Origin of the sequence: Aliiglaciecola sp. NS0011-25 (assembly GCF_040370605.1) — a bacterium.
GTDB lineage: Bacteria > Pseudomonadota > Gammaproteobacteria > Enterobacterales > Alteromonadaceae > Aliiglaciecola > Aliiglaciecola lipolytica_A.
In genome coordinates, this window is sequence record NZ_BAABWR010000009.1 from 57,220 (window position 1) to 71,306 (window position 14,087).

15 protein-coding genes and 1 tRNA gene are annotated in these 14,087 nt (G+C 39.9%); 3 read left to right on the top strand and 13 right to left on the bottom strand.

Going from position 1 to position 14,087, the window contains the following annotated elements; all coding sequences use genetic code 11:
• Positions 1-31: 31 nt before the first annotated feature.
• The 7 genes from ABWV72_RS09440 to ABWV72_RS09470 form a co-directional block, all read right to left on the bottom strand.
• The gene (locus ABWV72_RS09440) at positions 32-1,396 is read right to left on the bottom strand and encodes a TrkH family potassium uptake protein (protein ID WP_216047388.1); all 1,365 of its coding nucleotides are present in this window, start codon (positions 1,394-1,396) and stop codon (positions 32-34) included.
• 5 nt (positions 1,397-1,401) lie between these two features.
• Positions 1,402-2,055, bottom strand: coding sequence for a potassium channel family protein (locus tag ABWV72_RS09445; protein WP_216047387.1), 654 nt, complete (start codon positions 2,053-2,055; stop codon positions 1,402-1,404).
• A gap of 62 nt (positions 2,056-2,117) precedes the next feature.
• Positions 2,118-2,801: a response regulator gene (locus ABWV72_RS09450; RefSeq protein ID WP_216047386.1), complete on the bottom strand. Its 684-nt coding sequence runs from the start codon at positions 2,799-2,801 to the stop codon at positions 2,118-2,120.
• Positions 2,794-3,825, bottom strand: a complete 1,032-nt coding sequence (locus ABWV72_RS09455) for a sensor histidine kinase (RefSeq protein WP_216047385.1) — start codon at positions 3,823-3,825, stop codon at positions 2,794-2,796. Before ABWV72_RS09455 ends, ABWV72_RS09450 begins: the two co-directional genes overlap by 8 nt.
• Before the next feature lie 524 nt (positions 3,826-4,349).
• Complete coding sequence (locus ABWV72_RS09460; protein ID WP_353370208.1) at positions 4,350-5,564, bottom strand: saccharopine dehydrogenase family protein; 1,215 nt, start codon at positions 5,562-5,564, stop codon at positions 4,350-4,352.
• Positions 5,565-6,437: 873 nt separating this feature from the next.
• Positions 6,438-7,034 carry a Fic/DOC family protein gene (locus tag ABWV72_RS09465; RefSeq protein ID WP_353370210.1) on the bottom strand — a complete coding sequence of 199 codons (597 nt, stop codon included), beginning with the start codon at positions 7,032-7,034 and terminating at the stop codon, positions 6,438-6,440.
• Positions 7,024-7,182 (bottom strand): hypothetical protein, encoded by a 159-nt coding sequence (locus ABWV72_RS09470; RefSeq protein WP_353370212.1) that lies wholly within the window; start codon positions 7,180-7,182, stop codon positions 7,024-7,026. Before ABWV72_RS09470 ends, ABWV72_RS09465 begins: the two co-directional genes overlap by 11 nt.
• 401 nt (positions 7,183-7,583) lie before the next feature.
• On the opposite strand from ABWV72_RS09470, the gene ABWV72_RS09475 reads away from it, so the two are divergent.
• Both ABWV72_RS09475 and ABWV72_RS09480 read left to right on the top strand, forming a co-directional pair.
• Complete coding sequence (locus ABWV72_RS09475) at positions 7,584-7,736, top strand: hypothetical protein (RefSeq protein ID WP_353370214.1); 153 nt, start codon at positions 7,584-7,586, stop codon at positions 7,734-7,736.
• Complete coding sequence (locus tag ABWV72_RS09480) at positions 7,726-7,953, top strand: hypothetical protein (protein WP_353370216.1); 228 nt, start codon at positions 7,726-7,728, stop codon at positions 7,951-7,953. Before ABWV72_RS09475 ends, ABWV72_RS09480 begins: the two co-directional genes overlap by 11 nt.
• A 163-nt stretch (positions 7,954-8,116) precedes the next feature.
• Here ABWV72_RS09480 and ABWV72_RS09485 read toward each other — a convergent pair whose 3' ends face one another.
• Together ABWV72_RS09485 and ABWV72_RS09490 are read right to left on the bottom strand one after the other, a co-directional pair.
• Entirely contained in the window at positions 8,117-8,635 is a 519-nt protein-coding gene (locus ABWV72_RS09485; protein WP_353370218.1) for a hypothetical protein, read from the bottom strand.
• A gap of 5 nt (positions 8,636-8,640) precedes the next feature.
• The gene (locus ABWV72_RS09490) at positions 8,641-9,879 is read right to left on the bottom strand and encodes an RHS repeat domain-containing protein (RefSeq protein WP_353370220.1); all 1,239 of its coding nucleotides are present in this window, start codon (positions 9,877-9,879) and stop codon (positions 8,641-8,643) included.
• A gap of 64 nt (positions 9,880-9,943) precedes the next feature.
• Here ABWV72_RS09490 and ABWV72_RS09495 point away from each other — a divergent pair, with 64 nt between their 5' ends.
• Positions 9,944-10,897 carry a transposase gene (locus ABWV72_RS09495; RefSeq protein WP_342808261.1) on the top strand — a complete coding sequence of 318 codons (954 nt, stop codon included), beginning with the start codon at positions 9,944-9,946 and terminating at the stop codon, positions 10,895-10,897.
• Between the two features lie 507 nt (positions 10,898-11,404).
• Here the strand turns inward: ABWV72_RS09495 and ABWV72_RS09500 are convergent.
• The 4 genes from ABWV72_RS09500 to ABWV72_RS09515 all read right to left on the bottom strand — a co-directional run bounded on the left by ABWV72_RS09500 (position 11,405) and on the right by ABWV72_RS09515 (position 13,944).
• Entirely contained in the window at positions 11,405-12,022 is a 618-nt protein-coding gene (locus tag ABWV72_RS09500) for a hypothetical protein (protein ID WP_353370222.1), read from the bottom strand.
• Positions 12,019-13,128, bottom strand: a complete 1,110-nt coding sequence (locus ABWV72_RS21225) for an RHS repeat domain-containing protein (RefSeq protein WP_502902136.1) — start codon at positions 13,126-13,128, stop codon at positions 12,019-12,021. Before ABWV72_RS21225 ends, ABWV72_RS09500 begins: the two co-directional genes overlap by 4 nt.
• Positions 13,129-13,369: 241 nt before the next feature.
• Positions 13,370-13,446: transfer RNA gene (locus ABWV72_RS09510), tRNA-Met, on the bottom strand.
• Between the two features lie 195 nt (positions 13,447-13,641).
• Complete coding sequence (locus tag ABWV72_RS09515; protein WP_216049536.1) at positions 13,642-13,944, bottom strand: 4a-hydroxytetrahydrobiopterin dehydratase; 303 nt, start codon at positions 13,942-13,944, stop codon at positions 13,642-13,644.
• Between the last annotated feature and the right edge of the window lie 143 nt (positions 13,945-14,087).

The window sequence follows — 14,087 nt, forward strand, 5'->3', positions numbered from 1 at the left end:
CTAACAACCACGACTTTGTTGACATAAAATATTAACCGATCGCAAGCTGTGTTTCTGGAAACCTGAGACGCTTTGTTCTTGGACTAGCGAGAAAATACGCTAATGTTAATGGTCCTAACCGTCCCATAAACATCAATAAAATAATGATTAGCTCGCCTACGCCTGATAACGAACCCGTTAACCCTCTGGATAACCCTACCGTGCCAAGTGCAGATACCGCTTCGAACACCACATCTAAAAATGGGGCATCTTCACTGAGTGTTAAAATAAAGATAGCGATCCATGTTGTACCAACGGAAATCATGGTTAAGGCAAGCGCCTTATAGACGGTTTCTTTCGCGACTTCTCGATTATATAAAGTGATCCCTTTGTCTCTTCGAAGATAACTATATGTAGCCATAATTAGTACAATAAAAGTGACAACTTTAATACCACTTGCGGTACTTAAAGAGCCTCCGCCAATAAACATAAGAAGCAGCATTAAAGCGCTTGTACTTTCTTCCAAATTCTCTATCGAAAGTGTATTAAAGCCTGCAGTTCTAGGTGACACAGCTTGAAACCAGGCTGCTAACCACTTACCGCCATCGCTCAATGGCTGTAATGTTTGTGGGTTATTATATTCAATGACATATATAGCAAACAGTGCGAAGCCATTAATAATGACTGTCCCCAAAATCATTGTTTTACTGTAAGGGGTCATCGCGCTCCACGACTTTGACTTGAGTGCATCCATCCAAACGGTAAAACCTAGACCACCAGCGATAAATAGACCAGTAATGGTTAAGTTAATAGTTGGATCTTCCACGTAATGCATCAAACTATTGGATGCCAGAGCAAAACCCGCATTATTAAAAGCACTAATGGTATAAAAAAAGCCGTGAAATAAGCTTGCCTGCAACCCTAAGTCTTCATACCAATACACAGATAAAATGACAAAACCTATGAGTTCAACAAGCAGTGAAAAAAACAACACTGATTTAGCCACACTGAACAAAGTTGAAGTATTGGTTTGATTGAATGCTTCTTTAGCGACCACCCGCTGCATAAAACCAATTTTTCCTCCAAGGGCAATAAGCGTGACAACAGCGAATGTCATCAATCCGATGCCTCCGCATTGAATTAATAAAGCAATAACGGTTTGACCAAATAATGTAAAAACACTGCCAGTATCCACTACGACTAAGCCGGTTACGGTTACTGCTGAAGTCGCAGTAAACAAACTCTGCTCCCAACTAATAGAAGAGACGGTGGCTATGGGTAACTTTAATAATAACGAACCAAGAACAATCAATAAAGCAAAACTACCGGCTAACACAAAAGGTGGTGCTGCATTAATTTGTTTTGCGGATTTAGTTTTTCGCTCAATTGGAGCCTGCGAGGGATGCCAAAGTAGCATGCAAGTTACCCCAACTTTGGTGCTATATGTTTAAGGGCAGCACGTTTACCACAAAGCAGTAGAGTATCTTCCGCTTTAACCGTAAAGTCACAAGCAATACGTGTAAAAGTTTTACCTTGTCTTTTTATTAATAATGTATCTATTGCGCCTTTAGTATCTACTAATAATTTACTCAGTGGAGAACCATGTAATTGTGGTTTGATATTAATTTCAACCACATAGAGACCATCACCTAACGCAATATAGTCGTTGACCATTGGATAGTTCAAGGCTTGTGCGACCCGCACTCCCATTTCCTCCTCGGGATGTACGATTCTAGATACCCCTAATTTAGATATGATAGTGTGATGGGCTTTTGTGCCAGCTTTAACCCAAAGGTTTTTAACCCCTATATTCTTTAAGCTTAAGGTACACAAAACACTCGATTGCATATCTTCACCAATGGCAACTAATACTGTATCACTGTTTTTTAGATCTAGCTCTGATAAGGCATTTTCATCTGTACAATCACAGATAACAACTTGGGTTAGATAATCTGAATACATTTCAGCAACTTTAACGTCACTATCTACGCCTGTGACAGTGTGTCCTAAATGGATCAGTTCCTGACAAGCCGAAATACCAAAACGGCCTAAGCCTATAACAGTAAAATGCGCCATGTTGCTTACTCCAAAAATCTAGCAAAGTACAAGAATTAAACCTATTGACCTGCCAAAAGAATTTAATCACCAATAAAGCGGTAACCTAGTCCAGGCTCGGTTTTTATAAAGTAGGGATCTTCAGCATCATCGCCCAGTTTTTTTCGTAACTGGGTGATGAGCACTCTTAAGTAATGGACATCGTCTGCATGTGACGCTCCCCAAATGTCGACTAATAATTTCTTTTGATTGACGAGTACATTGGGATGGATGGCCAACTTAACTAACAATTGGTGCTCTTTTTTGGTAAGTTGTACCGCTTTCTGGCCTTTAAGAACAAGAGGCTCCCCAGTTTTTATGATCAATTTATCGAATCGCAGTTCTGATGGCATGGCTTCATACTTAATATCACGTAACAATACTTTAATGCGTGAAATTAACTCTCTAATGCCGAAAGGTTTACTTAAATAATCATTGGCACCTGCGTCTAATAACCTTACTTTTTCGGCTTCCTGATCTCTGGCTGTTAACACCAATACAGGGATATCACTGGTTTCTCGGACTTTTTTCAAAACGGCTCGCCCATCCAGATCTGGTAAACCTAAATCTAAAATAATAAGACTAGGTTTTTCTTGATTAAATAGACTCAAGCCCGAGGTTGCGGTATATGAACCAATATATTCAAGATTCTCAGCAGCCAATGAAATCGAGATGAAATCATGGATTTTATCCTCATCATCTATTAATAAAATCTTAGGCTTAAGCATTATCGTCTCCATTTGGCAGCAGTAATTCGATGGTACAACCCTGTTCACAGTCGACAACAGCAATATGACCACCATGTGCTTCCATTATGCCTTTAGACACACTCAAGCCAATACCACTGCCTCCTTTACCTGCATCACCAATGCGACTTGAGTAAAATGCATCAAATATCTTAAAACGCTGTTCAGGCTCTATCCCTTGGCCTTTATCCTTTACTAGAATACGAGTAAATTGTTGGACACTATTTACTTCGATTTCAACATTTTGCGCTTTGGGTGAGTATTTTAGAGCGTTATCTACGACGTTATAAACGGCTTGTTCGATAAGGGCATCCTGAATGTCCACCATTTTCAATTCGTTTTTTTTGCTGATCAACAAACGCTTATCGGAGAACCGCTGTTCAAGGCGTTTAATCACAGGCCAAATTGACTGGCGAACGAATACCCAATTAAAGGCGTTGTTTTTTAAACGTGTTAACTGCAATAAGTTTTCAACGTAATTGTGTAAACGATGACTCTCATCAATGGCACTGTTGATAAGGGTGTTTTGCTCTTGTTGACTAATCTTGTGTTGATATTCTTGAAAGGTACTGAGTGAGCCAATAATACTGGCAAGTGGCGTCCTTAAGTCGTGCGACACTGACAACAAAATATTGGAGCGGATTTCGGCCTGCTTAAGAGCTTCACTTTTTTTACGATAACGAATCGAAAATTCACTAGTCAATACGGCGACAGAAATGAAGATGATGGAGTTCATAATATCCTCCAATTCAAACATATGCAGTGAATACAAAGGAGAGGTAAAAAAGTAGTTATAAATCAGCGCACATAATATGCCCGCGATAGCGGTAGCGCTTCGACTAGATGTAACCGAAACTAAAACCACCGCCAATTGCAAAAGAAGTAATACACCACTTTTCGGTAAAATGGCAGCAGGCAATAATAAAGCGAGGATGGAAAAAATACACACTATGCCTAGAGAAAAAGCATAGGCAAACATTTTATTTTTAATTAATTTTTCGAACATTCGCTACGTGCCAATTTTAAATAATGATTGCATTGTAACGATGCGGATGAAAAAGACGCGTTAAATTTACATAAAATTTAATCTTCCAAACTGTATCAGTTTTTTATTTTATCAAGTACCTGATATGTATGCGTAATTTCACTAAAAAAGATCTCAAATAATTGAGTCCTTGAATGTTGAGGCGAGAACGCTATTCTAAATTTTGTGAGAAATGATTTTTGTCTGCTTTTCCCCTACTTGTTAAACGAACTGTTCACAAATTAATAGTAAAAAACACTTTTCATCCTTTGATTTTGTCCAAAGCGACTCTGCTACCCCGCTCCCCCAACAACATCAACACTCAAGTAACCGCTTCAGGCACATCTGTAAGACGATTACTTTCACTCAGTGAAGTTTGCCAAACACCGTTGTCATTCTTTCCAGCTTTCAAGCAAACTTCCCAACCAATCGAGGAGGTTGATGCTATTCTCGCCCTCATAAAACTTAACGCTTTATCAACTACGACATGCAATTAAACTACGCGGCTAATCCAACAGTGTGAAAGTTAATCCTGCCCGCTCAGTTAATCGCTTTATCAAGGGTTCTCCCATAACCGTTGCAGTGGTCCAAAATCCACCCGCCTTTTCTGCTTTGCTGATGTCTTGAGCCAAGCATAAACCGGCTTGCACCAACATCTTGGCAGTTGATCCATAACCGGGATCTTTATCCCCCGTCACTTTCACTGTTAGCCTCTGGCCAGCATCAGTTTTTCCTATAAAGCGCAGATCGAAAAAGCCACTGTTTTGCTGTTTCACACTTGGACCTTCACCTGGTTTTGTCAATATTTTTTCAATTAGGTACCCGCTAGGTGGCAAAGTAATGGCTAAAGGAAAAATGCGCATGCCTAGGCCAATTGCCGATGCTGTTATGTGCGACCCAAAGCCCTTACCTATGCGTATGACTTCGTCATATTTAAAGTTCTCACCAAAGGCTTTGCCGTTGAGTTCATTTGAGCGGTGAACAATTTTGGTATTAATCACAGCCATTACAAACGGGGCAACCCAAGCATCAAAATCTTCATCGTATACCGCCGTTTGCACGTCACGCTGTACAGCACTGAAGCCATGCTCTTTTGAACATAAAAAATACGGATCTTTCAATCCTTTGGTTAACTCAGCGTCCGTTGATGCTTCTTTAAACATATTGATACCACTTGCAAAAGTGCCACCGGAGCCTGCCCCCTTCATTTGATACACCGCCATTTTTACGGTGGTACAAGGTGCGCAATAAACTTTTTGAGCTTGCTGTTGAAGGTAAAAGTTACCCAGATCTAAAGGAATAGAGTCAAAACCGCAGCAATGAACAATCCGTGCTCCACTGGCTTTGGCAGTAGCTTCGTGTAGATTAATCATTTTGCGGATCCATTGTGGCTCACCTGTTAAATCTACGTAGTCGGTGCCAGATTCTGCGCACACTTTTACCAAGCTTGAGCCATACAGTGCGTAAGGTCCAACAGTAGAAATAATGACTTTGCTTTGTTCCGCCATATATCGCAGTAACATTTCATCGTCAGAGTCGGCAATAATCGTCGGAATATTTTGCTTAAGAGATTTAACAACTGAATTAAGCTTTGATTGAGAACGCCCTGCAGCAGCCCAGACGATTTCGCCTTCTGGGTATTGAGCGACCATATATTGGCAGAGAATTTGGCCAACAAAACTTGTCGCACCAAAAATAACAATATCGTATTGAGTAGACACTATAAACCCCTTTGAAATTAGACAATTTACTTGAGTAAACATGCTTCCTTGCACAAGCGGTTATTTCCCCCAACGGAAACTGCCATAGCAATATTGTTGATTCGATTATCCGAATACACAGGCACTAAAGTGCGCTGAACTCCAATCCATTGTATTGATTGCCAACGACAACGTCTAATCAATGTGAAAATTTATTTCCAAAGGTTTTATTTCTAGCGCAGTGTTGGATAAAGTCGTAAGTTAATGGGCACAACATTGCTGCAAGTTAGGAAAGTGGATTAAATCACAACGCTTAAATTGAAGTACCAGTGGTGTTGGTTTGAAGTTATTTGTTTAAAACGAATTAGTGGCAGGCATATATTTTGATATTCAAATAACACAAACAAAAAAGGCCTCGAATAATCGAGGCCTTGAATGTGGTTGCGGGAGCGTGCAACACTAGGAATATACCGTTCATTATTGAGAACATTATCGAACGACAGCAAAAAACATGATTCAAAATTAGTTTAGAACTATTGGTCAAGACTGTAACTATTTTTAGCGTAATTGCTGAACAAATAGACATCTTAAAACGATACCAGCGATTGCGTAGGCAAAAGAATTCATTAGGCTAACGTTTCCTCTAAAGTCACTTTTTAATTTCAATTGTTTCTTTGCACATGAGGCATGCCTCACCCTGCACTAAACTCACCTCAATAACTCTCACTTCCCAGAAACTGATGATTGTATAGGTATTTAGTTAAACTACGAGCACATTAAAATATTTTGTTGACCTTTAATCATGATTTTTTACCCAATCGCAACTACTGAAAAGATGCCTGCCCATGTATTTATGTATTTCTTCACAACATGATTGCCAGTTTTTTAAACTCTTCATTCCAGCTCTGAAATGGCTTGAGTGAATATCACCTTGAGCAGTTCTAGGTTCAGATGCACACCAGCAATGTTAGCGTCAATCCAATCTTTCTGAGAAATCTTTGGCCACGTTACATGGAAGCCGAGAGTAAACAACAGCTCCTCGAAAAAGAAGCGCAGAACTCTGCCATTCCCTTCACGAAATGGGTGAAGTAAATTTAACTCACAAAACAAATCTGCGACCTTTTCAACGAGGTCTTCATTGTCCTGATAATCAGCTAACGCAGGAATCGTTTTAAATAATTTAATAGCTTCAGGCTCAATGCGTGTCCAAGTACAAAAACGCGTGCCACCTTTGGAAATATCAACATCTCTTGGCTTACCCGCCCACGCATATAAATCTTGGAACATGTGGTGATGAAGGTACTTTAAATGTTCGAATGAAAAATCAGCAAGTGATTGTTTGGTGGGTTCGTAGGTTCGATACCGTTCAGCGGTAAATTCAGCTTCAGCTTCTTCAAGCTTTTCTGAATCCCTAATATCAAGAAGGTTAATTAAAACGTCAGAGCCGGGGTAGCAATATTTATCATAGGCTACCCCGAATTTATCTCGCATATTTGCGTTTTAACTCTGAAATGCTTTTGCCTTCACTGCTCTTTTTCAGTGACAAACCCTCATAGCTTAAACTGACCTTAAAGTTATCCATATTAGGCGTAAACTTGGTCTTGCGGTCATTGCTAGTTTTAGAAACTGTGGTAACCATAAAGCCTCCTATATTTCCGTTAATTTTACCTTAACAAGCGCTAAATTGCCATTCAGCTTAATTACGTGAGCAATGTGGCTACTCCGCTAGAAACTCATGAATGCATGGGTATTTATCTAGATTAAGAACGCATTAATATTTTTTATCAGCCTAGAGTAAAAATTATAGGCCTCAATTTTCACTACCTTAAAATATGCCTGTCTGCATATTATCTTCAAAATGAACCACATCAACTACCAACTAGGAGCGCGGTACTCGATAAGGTGAACCACCCAATGCAAACAAACGAACCACTGTTGTAATAATTGGGCGTACTACCTCATTTTTATATTTTCTCTACAGCCATGACGATTTGGTGATGCTGCGCTATACTTTTTGTATTACGACTTTAGGTGATTCCCATGCCATATTGTAAATCTGCGATAAAAATTGAAGCAACAGCAATGGCTAGTGACGTACTTTTTGTTTTTCCCAAAGCCCATACTTTTGAGTGCAAATTGGTTGATATTGAGGACGTGAGGAAGCTAAGGCACGAGGTGAGCCATGATGCATAAATCGTTAGATGTGATGGCGCTTTCCGAAGAAGTCGAGCGAGATAGTGAGTCTGGGAAGTTAAGCAAGCAGTTGCTGGCCGAGGGGCAAACGCTCTACGGCAAAAACCCCGACTATCCTGAATATCTTGAGCGAATAACCCCAGATGGCCGAAGAACATTAGGCCAATGGCGAGATGGGGAGTTCGATGCTGGATTTAGCTTGCTGTATAAGTATTGAAAGCAAAAGCCCAGACTATCCTGAATATCTTGAGCGAATAACCCCAGATGGCCGAAGAACATTAGGCCAATGGCGGGATGGGGAGTTCGATGCTGGATTTAGCTTGCTGTATAAGTCTTGAAAGCAAAAGCCCCCGCTAATGCGAGGCTTCGAGGCTTCATGGCTAATTCGTTCCGACCCCTTTATTGATTAATTCGTTCCGACCCCTTGATTCTTGATTCTTGATTCTTGATTCTTGATTCTTGATTCTTGATTCTTGATTCTTGATTCTAAGCAATTTATTCATAAAACGCTTGTCATTGACTAGTTTTGTTGCCCAATAAAAGAAATCTTTAGTTTCCAAATCTAGGTTATCAAAAGTCGGATCACTTGCCCTGTCTAATGAATTATATTCAATAGAAAACAATATAGAATTATCTTCAAATAAACAGAATTTGCGAATATTTTTTATTCGAATATTTTGGGCATAAATCTTTTCCGAAATATTCCAATATCTGGAACCAGCTCGAAAAACTGCTGAATTGTTGTAACAATACAATGAATACCATGTCCCACGATACTTATATGCCCAGCCGCACAATGACAGATATTTTGATGGAAGCCAATTTAAACAGCACTTCCCATTTGTTGGGTCAAGAGATACTCTTTGCCACCTTCTTAACCAATAATCGAGTTTTAGCATATTGATCAATTTCCCGATAATTTATTATAAGTTTCACTTGTCCGAGACATTGCTTCTAACACTTCATCCCAACTCCCATATTGTCTAAATAATTTATCTGCGGAATTACCACCTCTGTTGCCATAAATCACCAAATTCCTTGCATCTGCATAACGTGCCAATATCCAAGGGCCTTGGGATCTAACTTCTATTTTTAAACTATTTCTGAGAGGAATGAGCGTTCTTACAATATATTCGACATCAGCTCCTGCGGCTCTCATGCTTAATCCAGCCCCTACAAGTTCATCAACTTGCCGTAAGTATGAACGACGTAATATATCAGCAGTAGTCGAGCTTAACCCTTGATTAGCTGAAAACGCAACTAACACTCCCTCCAAGGTAGCAGCTCCCGTAGCTGCATAATAACTGCTGACCGGGTCCATTACTTGAACTGGTTCTAATGTATCTACGCCCGAAAGAAGAGCGGAATCACTAGCTCCACCTATTTTTAAGAAATTATATGTACCCACTCCGAAATTCACGACTGAATTAACTGCTCCAGCAAGTTTAGACTGCCATATGTCCGAAGAGGTCAAATTTACAACATTATAGTTCTTCCCAATCTTATACGTTTCTGTAACAGAACCATCTAAATTTGTTTGTCCTGATGTAAGTTTTGCTCCTTGCTCTGTTAAAACTGAAGATGCCGTTTCAACAGATTGTGCGTCCCCAGTTAATTTTATTTGATATTCACCACTATCTTTTTGATCTTTTTCTTTCTTAAGGCTATCAATACTTGCACCACACCCACCATCAAAAATATGAGAAATATTACAAAACCCGCTGCCCGATGCCTTATACCCTGTAGGATCCGTCCCTGCCATCGGATTATTCATAATATACGAATACGGGTTGATACTCTGGCTGCTTTCAGGCATCTGGATGAAGGGGTCTACCGACATAAAGCGGCCAAGGTTGTAATCGTACACCCGCCCGTTCATATGCACGAGCTCTTGTTCAACTAGCTGTTCATGACCAGTGTATCCGCGATATTGGCCATCCCATGAACTCAATGAATCCAAGATAGAGCCGGTTCCGGCATCGATAGGTTTGCCAAATATACCGTGGGCACGATAACGCAGCACTACAGGTGAACTGGTCCTGCCTTTTATTAAGGTGCTGGGGCTACCCAGACGGTCAAGTAAACTATGCACTACACCAGCAGGATAGTCCGGTGCGCCTGAAGCAATAAATAGGACAGCCACAAACTAGACTACCAGGAAAACCAAATAAACTATGCTTTAGTATGCTAAATTCAAGGAGTGAATGATGCCACTGGCTAGGAAACGACAAATTTGCCTTGCAGATACCCCTTATTATCACTGTGTATCTCGCTGTGTTCGGCGTGCCTTTTTGTGTGGTGAAGATAAACTAACGGGGAAAAGCTATGAGCATCGCCGTCAGTGGGTAGAAGACAGGTTGTTGTTTTTAACAACCGTATTTGCCATCGAAGTCTGTGCCTATGCGGTGATGAGCAATCACACCCATGTGGTGTTACATGTGAATTCAGCCAAAGTAAAAAACTGGTCGGGTAAAGAAATTGCGCAGCGCTGGCACAAGCTTCACAAAGGCACCTTGCTTTCACAAAAGCTAACCTCAAAAGAAGCTCCGGTGTTCACCGAAGCTGAGCTCATCACACTGCAATCCACCTTGGCAGTCTATCGAAGTAGATTAACCGATATTAGCTGGTTCATGCGCGAATTAAATGAGCCTATTGCTAGACAAGCCAACCAAGAAGATAACTGTACAGGTCACTTTTGGGAAGGACGATTCAAATCACAGGCACTGTTAGATGAGCATGCATTAGCAGCTTGTATGGTTTACGTGGATTTAAACCCGATACGAGCAAAAATGGCAACAACCCCAGAGTCTTCTAATCACACCAGTATTCAACGTCGTATTCACGATTTCAAAAAAGGGTATCAGCCATCTACTTTAATGCCCTTTGTTGGTAATCCACGCCATCCACAACCGCAAGGATTAACATTCGATTTAATCGAATACCTGAAATTGGTTGACCTATCCGGTCGCATCATTGTTCCTAACAAACGAGGGGCAATTGATATGAGTGAATCGCCCATATTGCAGCGCTTAGGATTGGATGAACACATGTGGCAGGATATGTTTCTAACGTTTGAAACTAATTTTAGTGTGGCTGCTGGACAAACAGACACTTTAAAGCGCTACAAGCGAAAACGGCGGCAAAAGAGTTCTATCGGCTAACGCCGCAAACCAATAATTTATCACTCCACCTGTTTATTAAACCAATGGCAGTCGCCCTTGCGCTAAATTCACTTAAATGGCGATAAATCGCCACAAATAAATAATTTCCAGATGTATTTACCAATAACTGAAGACCACTTACACCCCTGCATTATCTTCAACAAAAATTATAGGCCACTATCACCACAGCCTTAAAAGATGCCTGTCTATATATTTTATATATATTTATTTACCCGCCCGTTCATATGAATAAGCTGCTGTTCGACTAACTGTTCGTGTCCGGTATATCCGCGATATTGACCATCCCATGCATTCAACGAATCCAGCACTGAACCGGTCCCTGCATCGATTGGTTTCCCAAATATACCGTGGGCGCGATAGCGGATAACTACCGGTGAACTGGTTCTGCCTTTTAATAAAGTGCTTGGGCTGCCAAGACGATCGACTAGACTATGAGCAATCCATTCAGACTAATTCGTTCCGACCCCTTTATTTTATTTTTTACTACTAATTTAAGCTAAAGGTTCTACATTCATACTTTCGCTTACTTTCTAGCGAATACCATTGGATTTTTTCGGACTCGTATCTGTATATTACTAAGCTAATTTTATCGCTAACCTCATTTAGGAAATACATCTTCTCAACTTTGAAATTTGAAGAAAACCTATCATCTCCTGAAATTATCACAATACCTTCTGGCTTGCATGTAGAGTACTTAATATCTTCATGTTGAGCGAACCCCATAATTAAAGAGCTATGACCGTCATCTAACTTTTCTTTTGATAACGTCATTTCTTTCTCAACAACATCCTTAAGGCTTACTAATATATTTGGATTATCAATTTCTATTTCCGTTACGTTCAAGCTTTTTTTACCACCATCCCAAATTATCGTAAAACCACCACCTTCATTGAATGAAAGAGAGCTAATTTCACCTTGAAAAAATGGAATTTCCAATTTAGTTGAATATTCCAAATATACTGTAGTCAGGTTGTATTTTTTCCCTTTCTCAAAAGAATCACCGTAATTTTCTACGTCACTTAAAAATGCATCGCATGCAAAAGAAATTAAACTTAACACCGCAATCGAACACAAAGTAAAACTAGTTAATTTTACACTATTCATTTCAAAGCCCCTTCTAATTTTTTAAAATCATCATATCTATCAAGAACCTTTTGAATATTTTTAGGAAGACCAGATTTAAATCTATTGAAAGCGGGACTCACATAAATCATTTGAGTTGCATTGCTTCCTATTGAGATAACAAATGGCAAGACTTCATCCATCTTTTTTCTAGTTAAAATGTGCATAATTTTTGATTTAGCTGCATTTAAACCATACTCGCCACCTAGATTAACTTCAACATTTACTGAAATACCTATTAATGAGCCAAAAAGCTTCATCTGTTGTCCATTCGTAATACCTTCGAGGCTGTCCCAAATCTGATATTTGCCTGCTATCACGTGGCCTACGCTTCGAATATCTCTCACCAAGTTAATAATTGAACCAAAATCTTTTTTAGACAAACTGTGCTTTTCCATAAACAACTCTTGTGTTTGCGTTAGCTCGTCACTCATAGCGCCACTAACTCCTGCTCCGTTACTAGCAGACATCTCATTTACATTTATGGGGTTACCAGACCTATCCCTGTACTTGGAAGTTTCTTGCATCCCAATATTCTTAGTTACCTCACCTGAATCAGAATTTAATCCTTTAACTGTGCCATTTTCTGCCCCACTAGCTACACCAGCTTTGACAATACTTTTTACCTTATACTCAACTCCTTCGGCAGTGATAAATACGTTACCATTAGAATCGACTTCTAGTTTTTCAAAGGTTTTATCTGAAATATCTTCCGCTTTTTGAACATCCGTATTTGTGTACTGCGCAGAATTATCAACATCCTGCTCCAAATACCCTGTCGGATCCGTCCCAGACATCGGATTATTCATGATATACGAATACGGGTTGATACTCTGGCTGCTTTCCGGCATCTGGATGAAGGGGTCTACCGACATAAAGCGGCCGAGGTTATAATCGTACACTCGACCGTTCATATGAATAAGCTGCTGTTCGACTAACTGTTCGTGTCCGGTATATCCGCGATATTGGCCGTCCCATGAGCTTAAAGAATCCAAGATAGAGCCGGTTCCGGCATCGATGGGTTTTCCAAATATTCCATGGGCGCGATAGCGCAGAACGACCGGTGAACTGGTTCTGCCTTTTAACAAGGTGCTGGGGCTGCCCAATCTGTCAACTAAGCTGTGTACCACACCTGCTGGATAAAGTCGTAAGTTAATGGGCACAACATTGCTGCAAGTTAGGAAAGTGGATTAAATCACAACGCTTAAATTGAAGTACCAGTGGTGTTGGTTTGAAGTTATTTGTTTAAAACGAATTAGTGGCAGGCATATATTTTGATATTCAAATAACACAAACAAAAAAGGCCTCGAATAATCGAGGCCTTGAATGTGGTTGCGGGAGCAGGATTTGAACCTACGACCTTCGGGTTATGAGCCCGACGAGCTACCAGACTGCTCCATCCCGCGCTTGAAACTGGTTTGATTGGGTAGTTGTTTTGTTTCTCTTCCCTCTCAAGTGGTGCGTATTATACATAGCCATTTACGCTGTGCAAGCAAGATATGCAAAAAATGCAATAAAACTTTAATATTTCAGACCGTTCGGTCAAAAATAACACAAAAGGCTTGATTTACGTACGATTTGACCACTATTGCTGATAAAAATTAATTAAATAAATCCATTTTTTCTGCAAGTTTAAAATCTAATTCACTGATCCCACCCACATCATGGGTGGTTAATTCAACATCTACCTTGTTATAGACATTGAACCATTCAGGGTGATGATTTAATTTTTCAGCCCAAATCGCAACTTGAGACATCCAACCAAACGCACGAATAAAACTTTTAAACTTAAAAGTCTTGATTAGTTTAGTACCATTTACTTGCCACTTTTGTTCTTCACTTTTACCTTCATTGATATCTAAAAGTGCATCTATGATTTGTTGTTGTGTATATTTTTCAGCCATGACCAAGTGTCCTTATTAAAAACGAGCTACCAGTGTTGAAAAAAACCGCAAAGATTAAAAGGGTCTAGTGAAAAAAGTATCGAGATTTTTTGGAAGGGGTTATTTACAAAAAATCCCCGAACTAGGTCGGGGATTTTAAATAA

What these genes read in the sequence shown, in the direction of transcription:
- ABWV72_RS09450 (WP_216047386.1), bottom strand. Translation starts at nt 2,801, where the DNA reads ATGCTTAAGCCTAAGATTTTATTAATAGATGATGAGGATAAAATCCAT.
- ABWV72_RS09475 (WP_353370214.1), top strand. Translation starts at nt 7,584, where the DNA reads ATGCCATATTGTAAATCTGCGATAAAAATTGAAGCAACAGCAATGGCT.
- ABWV72_RS09485 (WP_353370218.1), bottom strand. Translation starts at nt 8,635, where the DNA reads ATGCTAAAACTCGATTATTGGTTAAGAAGGTGGCAAAGAGTATCTCTT.
- ABWV72_RS09455 (WP_216047385.1), bottom strand. Translation starts at nt 3,825, where the DNA reads ATGTTCGAAAAATTAATTAAAAATAAAATGTTTGCCTATGCTTTTTCT.
- ABWV72_RS09515 (WP_216049536.1), bottom strand. Translation starts at nt 13,944, where the DNA reads ATGGCTGAAAAATATACACAACAACAAATCATAGATGCACTTTTAGAT.
- ABWV72_RS09500 (WP_353370222.1), bottom strand. Translation starts at nt 12,022, where the DNA reads ATGAATAGTGTAAAATTAACTAGTTTTACTTTGTGTTCGATTGCGGTG.
- ABWV72_RS09495 (WP_342808261.1), top strand. Translation starts at nt 9,944, where the DNA reads ATGCCACTGGCTAGGAAACGACAAATTTGCCTTGCAGATACCCCTTAT.
- ABWV72_RS09480 (WP_353370216.1), top strand. Translation starts at nt 7,726, where the DNA reads ATGATGCATAAATCGTTAGATGTGATGGCGCTTTCCGAAGAAGTCGAG.
- ABWV72_RS09470 (WP_353370212.1), bottom strand. Translation starts at nt 7,182, where the DNA reads ATGGTTACCACAGTTTCTAAAACTAGCAATGACCGCAAGACCAAGTTT.
- ABWV72_RS09440 (WP_216047388.1), bottom strand. Translation starts at nt 1,396, where the DNA reads ATGCTACTTTGGCATCCCTCGCAGGCTCCAATTGAGCGAAAAACTAAA.
- ABWV72_RS09445 (WP_216047387.1), bottom strand. Translation starts at nt 2,055, where the DNA reads ATGGCGCATTTTACTGTTATAGGCTTAGGCCGTTTTGGTATTTCGGCT.
- ABWV72_RS09465 (WP_353370210.1), bottom strand. Translation starts at nt 7,034, where the DNA reads ATGCGAGATAAATTCGGGGTAGCCTATGATAAATATTGCTACCCCGGC.